The organism is Nocardia sp. PE-7 (genome assembly GCF_030486425.1).
In the GTDB taxonomy this organism is placed as follows: domain Bacteria; phylum Actinomycetota; class Actinomycetes; order Mycobacteriales; family Mycobacteriaceae; genus Nocardia; species Nocardia salmonicida_A.
This window is the reverse complement of sequence record NZ_CP129614.1, coordinates 4,735,605-4,753,404: the sequence shown is the minus strand read 5'-3', so window position 1 is coordinate 4,753,404 and position 17,800 is coordinate 4,735,605. Positions and strand designations below refer to the sequence as shown.

General features: G+C 68.2%; 13 protein-coding genes and 1 tRNA gene. 13 read left to right on the top strand and 1 reads right to left on the bottom strand.

Annotation, left to right across the window (positions count from 1 at the left end):
* Positions 1-7: 7 nt before the first annotated feature.
* The 5 genes from QX204_RS22380 to QX204_RS22360 all read left to right on the top strand — a co-directional run bounded on the left by QX204_RS22380 (position 8) and on the right by QX204_RS22360 (position 7,534).
* Positions 8-2,284, top strand: coding sequence for an FdhF/YdeP family oxidoreductase (locus tag QX204_RS22380; RefSeq protein WP_301902034.1), 2,277 nt, complete (start codon positions 8-10; stop codon positions 2,282-2,284).
* A 90-nt stretch (positions 2,285-2,374) separates the two neighbouring features.
* Entirely contained in the window at positions 2,375-3,238 is an 864-nt protein-coding gene (gene map / locus QX204_RS22375) for a type I methionyl aminopeptidase (protein ID WP_301902033.1), read from the top strand.
* A 38-nt stretch (positions 3,239-3,276) separates the two neighbouring features.
* Positions 3,277-4,860: a cobyric acid synthase gene (locus QX204_RS22370; protein ID WP_301908076.1), complete on the top strand. Its 1,584-nt coding sequence runs from the start codon at positions 3,277-3,279 to the stop codon at positions 4,858-4,860.
* A gap of 244 nt (positions 4,861-5,104) precedes the next feature.
* Positions 5,105-6,712: an AMP-binding protein gene (locus tag QX204_RS22365; RefSeq protein WP_301902031.1), complete on the top strand. Its 1,608-nt coding sequence runs from the start codon at positions 5,105-5,107 to the stop codon at positions 6,710-6,712.
* Positions 6,713-6,970: 258 nt separating this feature from the next.
* Positions 6,971-7,534 (top strand): alpha/beta hydrolase, encoded by a 564-nt coding sequence (locus QX204_RS22360; RefSeq protein ID WP_301902030.1) that lies wholly within the window; start codon positions 6,971-6,973, stop codon positions 7,532-7,534.
* A gap of 58 nt (positions 7,535-7,592) precedes the next feature.
* On the opposite strand, the gene QX204_RS22355 is transcribed toward QX204_RS22360, so the two are convergent.
* Positions 7,593-8,615 (bottom strand): alpha/beta hydrolase, encoded by a 1,023-nt coding sequence (locus QX204_RS22355; RefSeq protein ID WP_301902029.1) that lies wholly within the window; start codon positions 8,613-8,615, stop codon positions 7,593-7,595.
* 291 nt (positions 8,616-8,906) lie between these two features.
* Between QX204_RS22355 and mqo the strand changes: the two genes are divergently transcribed.
* The 8 genes from mqo (at position 8,907) to QX204_RS22315 (ending at position 17,754) form a co-directional block, all read left to right on the top strand.
* Complete coding sequence (gene mqo / locus QX204_RS22350; RefSeq protein ID WP_301908075.1) at positions 8,907-10,379, top strand: malate dehydrogenase (quinone); 1,473 nt, start codon at positions 8,907-8,909, stop codon at positions 10,377-10,379.
* Positions 10,376-10,816 (top strand): GNAT family N-acetyltransferase, encoded by a 441-nt coding sequence (locus QX204_RS22345; protein ID WP_301902027.1) that lies wholly within the window; start codon positions 10,376-10,378, stop codon positions 10,814-10,816. Before mqo ends, QX204_RS22345 begins: the two co-directional genes overlap by 4 nt.
* Before the next feature lie 209 nt (positions 10,817-11,025).
* The gene (locus QX204_RS22340) at positions 11,026-13,095 is read left to right on the top strand and encodes a magnesium chelatase subunit D family protein (RefSeq protein WP_301908074.1); all 2,070 of its coding nucleotides are present in this window, start codon (positions 11,026-11,028) and stop codon (positions 13,093-13,095) included.
* A gap of 120 nt (positions 13,096-13,215) precedes the next feature.
* Positions 13,216-13,830: a cob(I)yrinic acid a,c-diamide adenosyltransferase gene (gene cobO, locus QX204_RS22335; RefSeq protein WP_301902026.1), complete on the top strand. Its 615-nt coding sequence runs from the start codon at positions 13,216-13,218 to the stop codon at positions 13,828-13,830.
* Between the two features lie 34 nt (positions 13,831-13,864).
* Complete coding sequence (locus tag QX204_RS22330) at positions 13,865-15,316, top strand: cobyrinic acid a,c-diamide synthase CobB (RefSeq protein ID WP_301902025.1); 1,452 nt, start codon at positions 13,865-13,867, stop codon at positions 15,314-15,316.
* 19 nt (positions 15,317-15,335) lie between these two features.
* Positions 15,336-15,752 carry a cobalamin biosynthesis protein gene (locus QX204_RS22325; RefSeq protein WP_301902023.1) on the top strand — a complete coding sequence of 139 codons (417 nt, stop codon included), beginning with the start codon at positions 15,336-15,338 and terminating at the stop codon, positions 15,750-15,752.
* Between the two features lie 63 nt (positions 15,753-15,815).
* Positions 15,816-15,881: transfer RNA gene (locus QX204_RS22320), tRNA-Pro, on the top strand.
* A 274-nt stretch (positions 15,882-16,155) separates the two neighbouring features.
* Positions 16,156-17,754 carry a TROVE domain-containing protein gene (locus QX204_RS22315; RefSeq protein ID WP_301902021.1) on the top strand — a complete coding sequence of 533 codons (1,599 nt, stop codon included), beginning with the start codon at positions 16,156-16,158 and terminating at the stop codon, positions 17,752-17,754.
* Positions 17,755-17,800 lie beyond the last annotated feature (46 nt).

Below are 17,800 nucleotides of genomic sequence, written 5' to 3'. Positions count from 1 at the left end.
CTGACACATGACCTCGATCGAGGACCCGGAAGATGATCTGAGCGTGACCCCGCCCAAGACCTGGGCGGTCGGCGTTCCGGCGGTGGCGCACGCGATCGAGTACTCGCTCTCGCAGAACTCCCCGGTCCGCACCGCGCTCACCCTGCTGAACATCAATCAGACCGACGGCTTCGACTGTCCCGGTTGCGCGTGGCCCGAGCCGAAGCATCGGCACCGCAACGAGTACTGCGAAAACGGCGCCAAGCACGTCAACGACGAGGCCACCACGCGTCGGGTCACCAGGCAGTTCTTCGCCGATCATCCCGTCGCCGAGCTCGACACCATGTCCGATTACTGGCTCAACCAGCAGGGCAGGCTCACCGAGCCGATGGTGAAACGTCCCGGCGCCACCCACTACGAGCCCATCGACTGGGACGACGCCTTCGACCTGATGGCCCGCGAGCTGCGCGGCCTCGCCACCCCCGACGAGGCCCTGTTCTACACCTCGGGACGACTCAACAACGAGGCCGCGTTCCTGCTGCAACTGTTCGCCCGCTCCTACGGCACCAACAACCTGCCCGACTGCTCGAACCTGTGCCACGAGTCGAGCGGTTCCGCGCTGAACCAGACCATCGGCGTCGGCAAGGGCACCGTGTCGCTGGAGGACATCTACGAGGCCGACCTGATCTTCGTCGTCGGCCAGAACCCCGGCACGAACCATCCGCGCATGCTGACGGCGTTGGAACAGACCAAACGCAACGGCGGCACGATCGTGGCGGTGAACCCGCTGCCCGAGGCCGGGCTGATCCGGTTCAAGAACCCGCAGAAGGCGCGCGGGGTGATCGGCCGCGGCACCGAGATCGCCGATATCTTCCTCAAGATCCGTCCCGGCGGCGACCTCGCCCTGTTCCAGATGCTGAACAAGCTGCTCCTCGACGCCGAGGACGCGGCGCCGGGCACGGTGCTCGACCACGAGTTCATCGCCGCGCACACCACCGGCTTCGACGCCTTCGCCGAGCATGCGAGGACGCTGAGCTGGGACCACGCGCTCACTGCGACCGGACTGACACGCGCGGAGATCGAAGCCGTCCACCGGCAGGTGCTCGCCAGCGAGAAGATCATCGTGTGCTGGGCGATGGGTCTGACCCAGCACAAGCACGGCGTGCCGACCATCCGCGAGATCGTCGACTTCCAGCTGCTGCGGGGCAACCTCGGGCGTCCGGGGGCGGGGGTGTGCCCGGTCCGTGGGCACAGCAATGTTCAGGGCGACCGCACCATGGGCATCTGGGAGCGGGTGCCGCAGTCGTTCCTGGACGCGCTCGGCACGGAGTTCGACTTCACCCCGCCCGCGGCCCACGGGCTGGACGCGGTCGGTTCCATCCGTGCCATGCGCGACGGCAAGGCGAAGGTATTCGTCGGTGTCGCAGGCAATTTCGTGCGGGCCACGCCCGACAGCGAGGTCACCGAGGCGGCCCTGCGGCAGTGCTCGCTGACCGTGCAGATCTCCACCAAACTCAACCGCTCCCACACGGTCTGCGGCGAGACGGCACTGATTCTGCCCACGCTGGGCCGCAGCGATCGCGATGTCCAGGCCACCGGCGAGCAGTTCTATACGGTCGAGGATTCGATGAGCCAGGTGCGCACGTCGCGAGGGCGGCTCGACCCGGCTGCACCGGGCCTGCTCAGCGAGGTCGCGATCATCTCCCGGCTGGCGCGCAGCACACTGGGGGCGGAGTCCACGATTCCGTGGGAGGAATTCGTCGCCGACTACAGCACCGTGCGCGACCGGATCTCCCGGGTCGTGCCCGGCTTCGAGAACTTCAACGAACGGGTCACCGCGCCGGGCGGGATGCTGCTGGTCAATCCGGTCAACAAGGGCATCTACCGCACCGCGAGCGGTAGGGCCGAGTTCACCCGCAACGACTTCGACATGATCGACGCGCCGCCGGGATACCTTGTGCTGCAATCGCTTCGATCCCACGATCAGTGGAACACGATTCCGTACGCGGGCAACGATCGCTATCGGGGCATCCACAACGCCCGACGGGTGGTGATGGTCAACCCCGACGACCTCGCCGAGCGGGGGATCGCCGACGGTGCGCTGGTCGACATCGTGAGCATCTGGCACGACGGCACCGAGCGGCGGGCGGAGAAATTCGTCGCCGTGGGATATCCGGCCAGTCGTGGTTCGGCGGCCGCTTACTACCCGGAGACCAATGTGCTGGTCCCGCTCGACAGCGTGGCCGACGTCAGCAACACGCCGACGTCGAAGGGCATCATCGTCAGGCTGGAGCCTGTGGCCTGACACACAACACATCCCCGGCCGTCGCGGCATGGCCGCCGAGTGCACGGGCTGTGACGCACGGAGATCTGCGGGCATAGATACACTGCCCTTATGTCCGTGCGCACCCGCCAGCCACTAGTTCCCGGCACCCAGTCGCCGATCCGGGAAGTTCCCCGCTCCATCGAGCGGCCCGAATACGCCTGGAAGAAGACCGCGAACGAGGGCAACGAGCCCTGGGTGCAGACCGCCGAGACCATCGAGAAGATGCGGATCGCGGGCAAGATCGCGGCGCAGGCGCTCGAAGAAGCGGGCAAGGCCGTGGTGCCCGGGGTCACCACCGACGAGCTCGACCGGATCGCCCACGAGTACATGTGCGACCACGGCGCCTACCCCTCCACGCTGGGCTACAAGGGTTTTCCCAAGTCCTGCTGCACCTCGCTCAACGAGGTCATCTGCCACGGCATCCCCGACTCGACGGTGGTCGAAGACGGCGACATCGTCAATATCGACGTCACCGCCTTCATCCACGGCGTGCACGGCGACACCAACAAGACCTTCCTGGCCGGCGATGTCGACGAGGAGGTGCGCCTGCTCGTCGAGCGCACCGAGGAGGCCACCAACCGCGCGATCAAGGCGGTCAAGCCGGGTCGTGCCCTGAACGTGGTCGGTCGCGTCATCGAGGCCTACGCCAACCGCTTCGGCTACGGCGTGGTGCGCGACTTCACCGGCCACGGCGTCGGCCCCACCTTCCACAGCGGCCTGGTGGTGCTGCACTACGACCAGCCCAACATCGAGTCGGTGATCGAGCCCGGCATGACCTTCACCATCGAGCCGATGATCAACCTCGGCGGCATCGACTACGACATCTGGGACGACGGCTGGACCGTGGTCACCCAGGACCGCAAGTGGACGGCTCAGTTCGAGCACACACTGGTCGTCACCGAGACAGGCGCGGAAATCCTGACCCTGCCGTGAATCCGGCGGGCGCTCGCGCTGACCAGGCCGACGTAGCGCTGCGCGGGGCGCTGCTCATCGCGGGTACCACCTCCGACGCCGGGAAAAGCGTTGTGGTGGCGGGTATCTGCCGCATGCTGGCGCGGCGTGGGGTGCGGGTGGCGCCGTTCAAGGCGCAGAACATGTCGAACAACTCGGTCGTCACGCTCGACGGCGGGGAGATCGGGCGCGCGCAGGCGTTGCAGGCGCGGGCGTGTGGGTTGGAGCCGAGCGTGCGGTTCAATCCGGTGCTGTTGAAGCCCGGAAGTGATCGCCGTTCGCAATTGGTGGTTCGCGGCAAGGCTGTCGGAACTGTCGGCGCGCGTGACTATTTCACCCGGCGGCAGGAGTTGCGCGAAGTCGTCGCGGCCGAGTTGGCCTCGTTACGTGACGAATTCGACGTGGTGATCTGTGAGGGCGCGGGCTCACCGGCCGAAATCAATCTCCGGGCCACCGATCTCGCGAACATGGGATTGGCGCGCGCCGCCGATATTCCGGTCCTGGTGGTCGGCGATATCGATCGAGGCGGCGTCCTCGCGCACCTGTTCGGCACCGTCGCCGTCCTGGAACCCGAGGACCAGCAACTGATCTCGGGCTTCATCATCAACAAGTTCCGCGGTGACGTGTCCCTGCTGCAACCCGGCCTCGACCAGCTCGCCACCCTGACCGGCCGCCCCACCCTCGGCGTCCTCCCGTTCGCCGAGGACCTCTGGCTCGACGCCGAAGACTCCCTCGGCACCATCTCCGGTGCCCCCGTCGGTCGCCCCGGCCCGCCGCACGGCACCGACTGGCTCACCGTGGCCGCCATCCGCCTGCCACGAATCTCCAACTCCACCGACATCGAAGCCCTCGCGTGCGAACCCGGCGTAGCGGTTCGCTGGGCCGACAGTCCCCACCAACTGGCCTCCGCCGACCTCGTCGTCGTGCCGGGTTCGAAAGCGACCATTTCGGATCTGGAGTGGTTGCGCGCCAACGGGATAGGCGAAGCCCTCCGCTCCCGCGCCGCGGCGGGTCGCCCCATCCTCGGCATCTGCGGCGGCTACCAGATGCTCGGCCGACGCATCGTCGACGGCGTCGAGCACCGGGCCGCGCAATCACCGGCGCCCACAGCGGCACCCGATCACATCGGTATCGAGTCCCTGGCGACCACGCGGCCAACGGTGGCGGACGGCCTCGGACTCCTCGACCTCGACATCGAATTCGCGGACCCCAAGATCGCCCGTCAGGTGACCGGCGTGGCGGGCTCGATTCCCTTGCACGGCTACGAGATCCATCACGGCCGGGTCACCCGCACCGCCGACCCCGCCTGGCTGACCATCGAGGGCGGCGATGAAGGCAGCGCGCGAGCGGCGATCTGGGGCACCCACGTCCACGGGCTCCTCGAATCCGACGAGTTCCGCCGCACCTGGCTCACCGAAGTCGCCGCCCGAGCCGGACGTACCGGCTTCACCGTCGCCCCCGACACCTCGGTGGCGGCCGTCAGGTCCGCGCAACTCGATCTACTCGCCGACCTCGTCGAGCGACACGTCGACCTCGCGGCGCTGGATCGGCTGATCCGTGACGGCGCCCCGGCCGACGTCCCGGTCATCCGAACCTCTCGGTGACCCTGGCCCCGGCAGCCGTGGACGCGGTGGTGTGCGGCCCGTCTCGCCGCACCGTCCACACGGCGCCGCTGTGGCGCGTACGCCGATACGGCACCACTGTTTTGTAACCTGTTCTACCATTGGCGACACCGATTGCTGGAGTCCAGGTCGAGATCATCAAGACCTGATCATGTCAGCGTCGGCCGAGAAGTAGAACGTGTTCACGGCGGTGTGTAGTCGACGCCGATGGTCTACGGGAGTGAATGTGCAGTTCAATCTGGCGGACGTCTTCGAAACGGTGGCCGCGGCCGTTCCCGACCGTGTCGCGCTGACCTATGAGGGTGAGAACGTCACCTACGCCCAGCTCGACAGCGAGGCGAACACGGTGGCGGCGATGCTGTCGCAGGCGGGCGTCGGGGCAGGTGATCACGTCGCGTTGTTCCTCAAGAACAGCGTCGAGCACGTCCATGCCATCCTCGGCCTGATCAAGATCCGCGCGGTGCCGATCAACGTCAACTACCGCTACACGCCCGCCGAACTCGAGTACATCTTCACGAATTCCGACTCGGCCGCCGTGATCGTCGAACTGCCGGAACACCAGCGAACGCTGGCGGAGCTCCTCGCGGCATGCCCGCTGATCCGCACGGTGATCGTGATCGGTGAGCTCGACGACGAGCTGCGCGCCGCGGCGGCCGCTCGATCCGTCACTGTTGCTTCTTTCACCGAACACGAAAAGCCTGCTGCCGCACTACAGTTCGCGCCTCGTACGGGAGACGAGCTGTACGTGCTCTACACCGGTGGCACCACCGGATACCCGAAGGGCGTGATGTGGCGCCACGACGACTTCTTCCGCAAGCCGCTCTCCGGCGGAAATCCCTACGGCACCGACCCGCGCGCCGACCTCGCCGAGATCGCCGCCGCCGCGAAGGAGTTTCCGGAGCTGTCCTTCTTGGTCGCCGCGCCGCTCATGCACGGTGCGGCCCTGTATTCGCTGTTCACGTTCTTCACGCTCGGCGCCCGTGTGGTGCTCATGCGCGACTTCGACTCGCGACGCGTGGTCGAGGAGATCGAGCGGGAGCGAATCCAGGTGATCCTCATCGTCGGTGACGGCATGGGGCTACCGCTGGTCGACGAGATGGAACGCCGTCAGGGCCAGATCGACCTGAGCTCACTGTTCTCGATCACCTCCGGTGGCGCGATCTGGTCGGTCGGGGTGCGCGAACGGATGTTGGCGGTCAAGCCGGATCTGCTGCTGCGGGACAACTTCGGGGCCTCCGAATCCGGCAACGACGGCGCCTTCACCGTCGACGAGCAGGGCAATCTGCGCATGCCGTCGTCATCGACGATGCTGCTCGTCGACGAGGACCTCGTCGACATTGCGCCGGGCAGCGACCAGATCGGGTACATCGCCCGCGTCGGCAACGTTCCGCTCGGCTACTACAAGGACGAGGACAAGTCCGCCCGCACCTTCCGTACCCGCGTCGACGGCACGCGGATGTCGATCCTCGGTGACATGGGACGTATCGAAGCCGACGGCACCATCGTGTTCCTCGGGCGGGGTTCGCAATGCATCAATACCGGCGGCGAGAAGGTGTTCGCCGAAGAGGTCGAGGCGGTGCTGCACGCCCATCCGTCGATCGCTGACGCGCTCGTCGTCCCGGTACCCGACGAGCGCATGGGGCAGAAGGTGGCCGCGGTGATCGCCACCTATCCGGACGCGCCGGCACTGACGCTCGACGAGGTCCAGCGGCACTGCCGAACGTCGTTGGCGGGATACAAGGTGCCGCGTGCGATGAGCACCGTCGTCGAGATCAAGCGCACCCCTGCCGGCAAGGCCGACTATCGGTGGGCGACCGAGGTCGCGCGCGGTTAGCACACATCGGAACGAGGCGTCCGAGCGCGACCGGTCGCCGACCGATCGGTTCGGCCGCCGTCGTCCGGGGTGACCCGTGCTCGCGCGGATCACCCGCTGTGCGGCCGGTCTCCTCACAGCGGCGGGGACGGCGTTGTGACAGGTTTGGCAATTTCGGCATCGCGGACAGTGAAAGCCCAGTACACGGGGGTGTGGAGATCGGCAGGGCGCGCCGGAACCGTCCGCGTTGTTCAGTCCGGCCGTGTACCGTAACCCGGCATGAAATCTCGGCAGATCACGGTCGGTGACCAGGCCAGGACGGTGCGGGTCGACGGACCTTCCTCGCGACACAATGTGCTGCTGCTTCCCGATGCGGACGACCCTGCCGATGTGTTCGACACGGTGTGCACGCGGCTACACGAGTCCGATTTACAGACCATCGTCGTGGAGTCGACCGAGGGGCTCGACCCGGCGGGCGTGCTCACGATTCTCGACGAACTCGACATGCCCTACGTGAACGTCGCGGGGCGCGGGTCGGGCGCGGAGTTGGCCTGGCGGGTGTGCGCAGGCCGGTTCGGGCGTTTCATGAGCCTGGTCGTCGCCGATCACGGGCACCCGGCTGTTCCCGATGCCGACGGCCGCGTCCCCGACGCGTCCTGTCCGCCGCTGGAGCTGCCCGTAACGATGCTGGTCACCAAGAGCCTGCCCCGTGCCACCGCCGACGCCTCCGGCCGCTATGTCTACGGCGAATTCCGGGTCGTTCCCCTGGAGGTCCACAACATCGCCACCGAAGCCGGTCACGAATTCGCCACCGAGATCGTGTTGCGCACCAGCCTCTGGTAGCCGCCGACCGAGATCACCGGGCTCCGACGTGGTGCGTCGGAGCCCGGTGTCGTCCGGATCAAGACTTGCGGTAGGCCGCCAACCAGTCGAGCCAGTTGTCGGTTTCCTGGAATGCGTTGGCGCGCACGGCTTCCGACGACAGGAATACGTCGTGGCGAGCGCCGTCGATCGGGACGATCGAGGTGCGTTCGCCCAGGCAGCCCGCCCAGCGCTGGATCTGCTTCACATCGAGCACGGCATCGGCCACGTCGACGGCGGGGGAGTGCGCGCGGGCGAACTTGGTGATCCGTGAGCGCAGGATGAGCGCGGGCACGCCGATGGTCAAGCCCTGGTGCAGGCGCGCGTGTCCTCGGCGGACGGCCCGCAGCCAGCCCAGCCGCACCGGTTCACCGCTGAGCGGTTTCCAGTCCAGGTTGTAATCCCACTCACCCGAGCGGCTGGTGTGCAGGCTGTCGCCGTACGCGGTGTTGATGCCCGCGGGCAGCTGGGCGAAGGCGCGGAACCTGCCGACCGTGTTGATCACCGGAGTGCCGATCGTGCGGTAGAACGACGGCCCCTGCAGGTCGAACCAGGGGCTGTTGAGCACCACGCCGACAACACCCGCCGCTGCGGCGCCACCGGCCGTCTCGAGCCGGTCCAGCCACAACGGCACGATCAAGCCGCCGGTCGAATGCGCGACGATCAGCACATCGTTGCCGGTCTCCTCGCGCGCGATCCGCAGCGCCTCGTTCAGCTCGTCGTCGTAGAACGCCAGGTCGCTGACGTAGTGCGCGCTCTGCCCCTCCCGCCGTGACCGACCGCATTTGCGCAGGTCGAGCGCATAGAAGCGGTGTCCGCGGGCCGCGAAGTGCTCGGCCAGGTGCTCCTGGAAGAAGTAGTCGGTGAACCCGTGCACGTAGAGCACGGTCGGCTCGACCGACGGTGCCGCGGCATCGGGCTGATAGCGCACGAGTGTGGCCACCACTTCGCCCTCGCCGTCGGGGTCGATACCGAGCGGGAGGGTCCGCTGTTGATAGGCGGTGCCGAGAACATCGGGTTGCCACTGCTCGTCGGTGCGATCGGCGAGGGTTTCGTTGGTCACACTGCTCAATCTATCGCGCGGTCATGGTGACGTGCAGGCTTGGTTTTCATCACATTCGGGAGGTCCGTTGCAGAACTGTGCTCAGGTGAGGTGCACAATTGGCAGAAGGTGAACGACGGGTAACCTACCTCCCGGCGATTCACCGCGAGTCGCATGAACACCGCCAAAGCGCCCGCGCCAAGCGAACTCACCCGCCGGTGGGTAGCTGAGAAGGACAAGGAAGTCGATCTACCCGTGCCGAACGCTGCGAAGAGTGAAAAGACCGATGTAGTTCTCATCGGCGCAGGCATCATGAGTGCCACGCTGGGCGCGCTGCTGCGGCAGCTGCAGCCGGATTGGACGATCTCGGTGTTCGAGCGGCTCGACGCCGCCGCCGCGGAGAGCAGCGACCCGTGGAACAACGCGGGTACCGGCCACTCGGCGCTGTGCGAGCTCAACTACAGCCCGCAGAACGCCGACGGCTCGGTCGACGTGAGCAAGGCCGTCGACATCAACGAGCGCTTCCAGGTCTCGCGCCAGTTCTGGGCCTCCGCCGTCGACACCGCCGTGCTGGACGACCCCGCGGGCTTCATCAACCCCATCCCGCACGTCAGCTTCGTGCACGGCGCCGACAACGTCGAGTACCTGCGCAAGCGTCACGAGGCGCTGTCGCCGCACCCGCTGTTCCGCGGTATGGAGTTCATCGACGCCCCCGACGAGTTCGCCGCGCGGCTGCCGCTGATGGCCAAGGGCCGTGATTTCAGCGACCCGATCGCGTTGAACTGGTCCGACGGCGGCACCGATATCGACTTCGGCGCGCTCACCAAGCAGCTGCTCGCCTACATCGGCTACTCCGGCGGCGAGATCGCCTTCGGCACCGAGGTCCGCAACCTCGACAAGCAGTCCGACGGTTCCTGGAACGTCACCGTCCGCAACCTGCGCACCTACCAGTCGCGCACCATCAACGCGAAGTTCGTCTTCGTCGGCGCCGGTGGCGGCGCGCTGCCGCTGCTGCAGAAGGCCGGCATCAAAGAGGCCAAGGGCTTCGGCGGCTTCCCGATCAGCGGCCAGTTCCTGCGCTCCACCAACCCCGAGCTGATCGCCGCGCACGAGGCCAAGGTCTACGGCAAGGCCGCCGTCGGTGCGCCGCCCATGTCGGTGCCGCACCTCGACACCCGCGTCATCAACGGCCAGAAGGGCCTGCTGTTCGGCCCCTACGCGGGCTGGACCCCCAAGTTCCTGAAGGACGGCTCGAACGCCGACCTGTTCAAGTCGATCAAGCCCAACAACATCGGCTCACTCGTCGGCGTCGGTCTCACCGAGCTCGGCCTGACCAAGTACCTGGTCGAGGAACTGCTCAAGTCGCAGAACGGCAAGGTCGGCGTGCTCGGCGAATTCCTGCCGCGCGCGCAGGGCCGCGACTGGGAGCTGATCACCGCCGGTCAGCGCGTGCAGGTCATCCGTCGTAAGGGCATCGGTGGCGTGCTCGAGTTCGGCACCGCCGTCATCTCCGCCGAGGACGGCACCATCGCCGGTCTGCTCGGTGCCTCGCCGGGCGCGTCGACCTGTGTCACCGCCATGCTCGACGTGATGCAGCGTTGCTTCCCGGAGCAGTACACGGGCTGGACGCCGCAGCTGCAGCAGATGATCCCCTCGCTCGGACAGAAGCTGTCGGAGAACCAGGCCCTGTTCCAGGAAGTCTGGGACTGGACCAGCAAGTCGCTGAAGCTGGACGGCACCAACGCGCCCGCGCGCGAGCACGCCGCGAGCTTCGCGCAGGTGTGAACGTCGAGCTGAGACGGTCGTGGGCGGCGGATCTCGACGCCGCCACCCTGTACCGGCTGTTGCGGCTTCGCGTGGACGTTTTCGTCGTCGAGCAGGAATGCGCCTATCCGGAGCTGGACGGTCGCGACCTGCTGCCGACCACCCGGCATCTGTGGCTCGACGACGGCTCGGTGCTCGGCACCCTGCGCCTGCTCGAAGAGTTCGTCGACGGGGTGCGCAGCTATCGCATCGGCCGGGTGTGCGTCGCGCCGTCCGCTCGAAAACACGGCTACACCACCCGGCTGATGCAGGCCGCGCTGGCTGAAACCGGTTCGGCCACTGTGCGATTGGATGCCCAGTCGCACCTGGTCGGCATGTACGCGAAGTTCGGTTTCGCCGCCGACGGGCCGGAATACGACGACGACGGGATCATGCACGTGCCGATGCTGCGCGGCTGACGCGGTTCTCCGTGTCGTCCTCGGCTTCTCGCCGGTTTCGAGCAGGTCGGCGATGGCGTCGGGCTTCGGCTCCCGCCCCGTCGATGCCCCGTGGGCTGCCGGGATCTGCGCGCGCATAGAGTTGGGGCGTGCCTGGTTTTGCTGATGTTGCCGCTGGTCCGCATACCGCCGCGCGCGCGGCGGGTGAGGCGGGGTTCCCGTTCTCCGCTGTGGTGGGGCAGGAGCGGCTGCAGCTGGCGTTGATCTTGTCGGCCGTGCACCCCGGAATCGGTGGCGTGCTCGTGCGTGGCGAGAAGGGCACCGCGAAGTCGACCGTGGTGCGCGCGCTGGCGCAGTTGCTGCCGCCTGTGGTCGACGAGACCGGAGCGCGACCCGCGCGGCTGGTGGAGTTGCCGGTGGGCGCCACCGAAGACCGGGTCGTCGGCTCACTGGACCTCGAGCGGGTGCTGCGGGACGGGGAACAGGCGTTCCGGCCCGGATTGCTGGCCGCGGCCCACCACGGCGTGCTCTACGTCGACGAAGTGAACCTGCTGCACGACCATCTGGTGGACGTGCTGCTCGACGCGGCGGCGATGGGCCGGGTGCACGTCGAGCGTGACGGTGTCTCGCACTCGCACGAGGCGCGATTCGTCCTGGTCGGGACGATGAACCCCGAAGAGGGGGAGTTGCGGCCGCAGCTGCTCGACCGATTCGGGCTCACCGTCGATGTGGCGGCCTCGCGCGAGGTCGACGTGCGAATGGCGGTGGTGCGCCGTCGCTTGGACTACGAGGCCGACCCCGCCGGGTTCGCCGCCCGCTACGTCGACGCCGATCAGGTGGTGGCCGAACGCATTCTGACCGCGCGGGACCGGTTGCCCGAGGTCGCGCTGGACAACTCCGAGCTGCGGCGGATCGCGGCGCTGTGCGCGTCGTTCGATGTCGACGGGATGCGCGCCGACCTGGTGGTCGCCAGGACCGCGACCGCGCACGCGGCGTGGCGTGGCCGAGATCGGGTCACCGAGGACGATGTGCGGATCGCCGCGGAACTCGCGCTGCCGCATCGTCGTCGGCGGGATCCCTTCGACGAGCCGGGGATCAGTGAGCAGCAGCTTGACGACGCGATGGAGGCCGCGGCGGCGGAAGTCGAAAAAGCTTCGGGGGATGAGGAATTCGACGGTCCGCGTGGATCGGGCGACGGCGACGAGGACGAACTCCAGGCTGACGGTGGTGACTCGGCTCGCCCGGAGGGTTTCGACCCTCAGGCCGATGAGCGGTCGCGGGGCACCGGTCGCGAAGGCGGTCCCGACGACGGTCCCGATGACGGTGGCCCGGACGACGGGGGTCCCGGCGGTGGTGGTCCCCACGATCAGGGGCCCGACGGCGGACCGAGCGGTGGTGGTTCCGGCGGCGACCGGTCGGACAGCTCCAGCCAGGACGACCCAGGCAACGGCTCGCGACCCGGACCCGAAAAGCTCTCGGGTACACCGACTTCGGCGGCCAAGCCCGCGCCGCGCTGGGAGGTCCCCGGTATCGGCGAAGGCGCCCCGGGCCGACGTTCCCGTGCCAGGACCCGAACCGGCCGGACCGTCCGTCCCGACGTCGACCCTTCGACCGGCCTGCACCTGCTCGGCACGGTCTTCGCGGCCGCGCCGAAACAGTTCGAACGCGGCAGGATCGATGGCCCGCTGGCTCTGGAAGCCGAAGACCTGCGCGGCGCGTATCGCGAAGGCCGAGAAGGCAATCTGGTCGTTTTCGTCGTCGACGCGTCCGGCTCGATGGCCGCGCGCGACCGCCTCACCGCCGTGACCGGCGCCATCGTCACCCTGCTGCGCGACGCCTACCAGCGTCGCGACAAGGTGGCCGTGATCAGCGTCCGCGGTAGCGAAGCCGAACTCGTTCTGCCGCCGACCTCCTCGGTCGACATCGCGGTCCGCCGCTTGGCGGGGATGCGCACCGGCGGCAAGACACCACTCGCCGCGGGTCTGCTGAAGGCCCGCGAGGTGATCGCTCGCGAACACGTCCGTGACCCGCGCCGCCGCCCCATGCTGGTGCTGCTCACCGACGGCCGCGCCACCGGCGGGACCGACCCCCTTCCGCGCGCCCGCACCGCCGCCAGGGTGCTGGCCGCCGAAGGCCACACCGCCATGGTCATCGACTGTGAACGCGGCATGATCCGCCTCGGCCTCGCCGCCGAATTGGCGCGCGACCTGCGTGCCCGCTACCTGCGCTTGACCGAACTCACCGGTGAGACCGTCGCCGACGTGGTCCGCGCCACCGGCTCGCCCGCTCGCGCGGCGTAAAGCCGCCACGCCCCCGGAGGCTCCGGGCGCGCCCTGATAGAAATGGTGACGAGCTGGCCTCGCGGGCCACCGTGCGCCGCGAACACGCGCGTCAGTGCGACAGATGACGAGGAGTGACCAGTGCCCAAAGGTGTTCCCGAGAGTGTGCCCGAGGACGGCCTGACGACCCGTCAGCGGCGCAACCAAGCGGTCCTGGCGGTGCACACGGGACCGGGCAAGGGCAAGTCCACCGCGGCGTTCGGGATGGCGTTGCGGGCCTGGAACCAGGGCTTCGATGTGGCGGTCTTCCAGTTCGTGAAGAGCGCGAAGTGGAAGGTCGGCGAGGAAGCCGCGTTCCGAACCCTCGGGACCCTGCACGAGCAGACCGGCGCCGGTGGCGCGGTGGAGTGGCACAAGATGGGCGAAGGCTGGTCCTGGACCCGCAAGCACGGCACCGAAGAAGACCACGCGGCCGCCGCCCTGTCCGGCTGGCAGGAGATCTCCCGCCGCCTGGCCGCCGAACAACACCGCTTCTACGTCCTCGACGAGTTCACCTACCCCCTGAAATGGGGCTGGGTGGACATCGACGAGGTCGTCGACACTCTCGCCAACCGCCCCGGCAACCAGCACGTGGTCGTTACCGGCCGCGACGCACCCGCGGCCCTGATCGAGGTCGCCGACCTCGTCACCGAGATGACCAAGGTCAAGCACCCGATGGACGCGGGCCGAAAGGGACAGCGCGGTATCGAATGGTGACGGCGCCGACCGCCCGGACCGAGGGCGGTCTGTGATGAGCGCACCCGCGGTGGTGATCGCGGCCCCGGCGTCGGGCAGCGGAAAGACCACGTTGGCCACCGGGCTGATCGGTGCGCTACGGCGTGCCGGTCATCGAGTGGCGCCGTTCAAAGTCGGACCCGACTACATCGATCCCGGCTATCACGGGCTCGCGGCCGGGCGGCCGGGGCGCAATCTGGATCCCGTTCTGGTGGGCGAGGATCGGGTGGTTCCGCTGTATCGGCACGGCGCGCAGGGCTGCGATATCGCGATCGTCGAAGGCGTTATGGGCCTGTTCGACGGCAGGATCGACGAGAACCGGAGCGATGCGATCGCCGAGGGTTCCACCGCGCAGGTGGCCGGGCTGCTCGGGGCACCGGTGGTCCTGGTGGTCGACGCTCGCGGCCATTCCCAGAGTCTCGCCGCGCTCCTGCACGGTTTCGCCACCTACGACTCCTCGGTTCGCCTCGGCGGCGTGATCCTCAACCGGGTCGGCAGCGAACGCCACGAACAAGTTCTGCGCGCGGCCTGCGACCGCGTCGGCCTGCCCGTTCTCGGCGCGCTGCCCCGCATGGCCGAACTGGAGGTCCCCTCCCGCCATCTCGGCCTCATCCCCGCCGTCGAACACGGCTCCGCCGCCACCGCCGCTGTCGACGCCATGACCGAACTCGTCACAGCACACGTGGACCTGCGTGCCGTCGTCGCGTTGGCCGGTGGCTCGGTGCTGGGCGCCACGTGGGATCCGCAGGTCGAACTGGCCGCGGCCGCTGAACATGCCACGGGTGGAACAAGTTCCGCGGGCGACGGCAGCGCTGACGACACGCGCGCAACGGACGCGCGGTCCGGCGTTGTCTCGGGCAGAGATCCCTTGATCGCGATGGCGGGCGGTCCGGCGTTCACGTTCGGCTATGCCGAGCATCGGGAACTGCTGGTCGCCGCCGGTGCCCGGGTGGTGGTGTTCGATCCACTGTCCGATGAACTCCCCGTCGGCACTGCGGGATTGGTACTTCCCGGGGGTTTCCCGGAGGAGCATGCCGGGCAGCTGTCAGCCAACGAGCGCCTGCGCACCGCAGTGGCCGAGGGTGCGGCGAGAGGCCTGCCGATCCACGCCGAGTGCGCTGGACTCCTCTACCTCACGCGCTCCCTCGACGGCCATCAGATGGCGGGGGTCATCGACGCCGACGCCGAATTCGGCCCACGCCTGACGCTCGGCTACCGCGACGCCGTCGCCCTGCACGACTCGGCGCTGTGGCGAGCGGGGGCCCGGGTACGTGGCCACGAATTCCACCGCACCCGGCTGGCACGCGCCGGCGCGGAGAACGCCGCCTGGGGTTGGCGGACAACGGATTCCGTGGCCGAAGGCGCCGTGATCCGCCAGGTACACGCCTCCTACCTGCACACCCATCCGGCGGGAAATCCCGACGCCATCGCCCGATTCGTCAGCGCCGCGAGACGATTCGACCACTGATGCCCGGCGCACGGCGACGATGACGACCTCCGACGGCGAGGTACCACCGACAACCGGTGATGCACCGGCGGGTTCGCCGCTGGCCGTCGGCATCGGTGTCCGGCCGGGAACCGAGGCGGAGCGGATCGTTCGCGCGGTACGCGCGGTCGTCGGCGACACCACCATCGTCTGCTTGGCGACCCTCGACCGGCGTGCGATCGAACCCGGTGTCCTGGCCGCCGCGGCGACCCTCCGCGTGGCCGTGGTGGCGTTCACCGCCGAGCAACTGGCCGAGGTGGACGTGCGGCACCGTTCGGATCACACGTCGGCGGCCGTCGGCACGCCCAGCGTCGCGGAAGCCGCGGCTCTGCTCGCGGGCCACGGCGAACTCGTGTGCGGCAGAACAATTGTCGACGGGATAGTGATCGCCGCAGCGACGGTATCGCCGCGTTCATGATGCCGAATCAATTCAGTGGGAAAGTTCGATCATGGGCAGTAACGTTGTTTCCAGCAGTTGCGAGGCGGACCGGATCTGATCGGTTACCATTCGGATTGGGGATGTCGCAGGTTCGAATCCTGCCCGCCATCACAAGGTGGCGGTAGTTCAGCCTGGTAGAGCGCCTATACCGGTCGGGACACACACGTCCGCCGAGCAACTGCCCATGTAATGAGCAGGACGGACCGGATTCGGTCGGTTATCTGGCACGACCTCAGGGTCCAGCGGGTTCGAACCCCGTGGCGGAAAGCGATTTCCGTTGTTCGGCCGTAACCACACGTCCGTCCGCTCATCACGGCACCACATGTCCCGTCGGGTCCGGGACCGAATCATCGACGCCGGTATACGTATCGGAGGGGGAACAATGAATATCTTGTCGCGCATTTCTCGTCGCAGCACGCCGCAGACCCTGCCCGCCGATACCCGGCAGGTGGTCAACAATGCGGGCGGCTACGTCTTCGAGATCACTCCACAGGCGCGGGCGCGCCGCTTTCTCACGCTCGGAACGGAATCCGGAACCTTTTACGTCAACGCGCAGGCGTTGACGGCCGACAATGTCGAATTCATCGCCGAGTACGCCGCCCAGCACACCGCCGACCTCGTTCGCGAGATCGTCGAGATCTCCACCTCCGGGCGCGCTCCGCGCCCGAACCCGGCCCTGTTCGCGCTGGCCGCCGCCGCGTCACTCGGGGATGTCGACGGTCGCCGCGCCGCTCTCGCCGCACTGCCGCTCGTGGCGCGGACCGGCACGCACCTGTTCCTGTTCGCCGGCTACGCCGAGCAGTTCCGCGGCTGGGGTCGTGGTCTCCAGCGGGCCGTCGCGAACTGGTACCTGGACAAGCCGGTCGACGCACTGGCCTACCAGGTGGTGAAGTACCGGCAGCGTGAGGGCTGGTCGCACCGCGACCTGCTGCGCCTGTCGCACCCGGCGACCACCGACGACGAGCGCCGCAGGCTGTTCGACTGGATCTGCGGCCGCGCTCCGGAACTCGACGGGTTGGCCCTGCTCGACGGTTTCGGGCGAGCGCAGAACGCACCGGTGGCGCAGGTACCGGAGTTGGTGCGCGAGTACCGGCTCAGCTGGGAGATGCTGCCCGATGCCGCGCTGAACACCGCACCGGTGTGGGAAGCGTTGCTGGACAACGGTATTCCGCAGACAGCATTGCTACGCCAGCTGCCGCGCCTGACCCGTCTCGGCCTGCTCGATCCGCTCGGACCGCGCAGCGCGGCGATCTGCGCGCAGCTCGCCGACCCGGCACGGCTGCGCAAGGCTCGGGTACACCCGGTGTCGGTGCTGATCGCGTTGCGCACCTACGCGTCCGGACGTTCGGCGCGCGGTGCGGGCACCTGGGCGCCGTCGGCTCCGGTCGTCGACGCCCTCGATACCGCGTTCTACGCGGCCTTCGAGTCCGTGCTGCCGACCGGCCTGCGTCACCTGTTGGCGCTGGATGTCTCGGGTTCGATGATGAGTGGGATCGGGGGACTGCCGATCTCGGCGCGTGAGGCCTCGGCCGCGCTCGCCCTGGTCACCGCACGCACCGAGCCGCAGCACCAGATCGTCGGGTTCACTTCGGGCGGCAAGGGGTGGCAGGGAGCGCGCGACCTGTCCCAGCTGTCGATCTCGCCGCGTCAGCGTCTCGACGACGCGGTGTCGGCGGTGTCGGGATTGCCGTTCGGCGGCACCGACTGCTCGCTGCCCATTCTGCACGCGTTGGACAAGGGCATCGAGGTCGATGTGTTCTCGATCTACACCGACAACGAGACATGGGCGGGTTCGGTGCACCCGCACCAGGCACTGGCCCGGTACCGCCGCGAGGTGAACCCGCGGGCCAAGCTCGTGGTGGTCGGCATGACCGCGACGAACTTCAGCATCGCCGATCCGGCGGACGCGGGGATGCTCGACGTCGCCGGATTCGATGCCGCGGTGCCGTCGCTGTTGGCCGACTTCGCCACGGCCGCATAAGAAATCGGAGCCGCCGCGACCTCGTTGTCGCGGCGGCGCCTTTTCT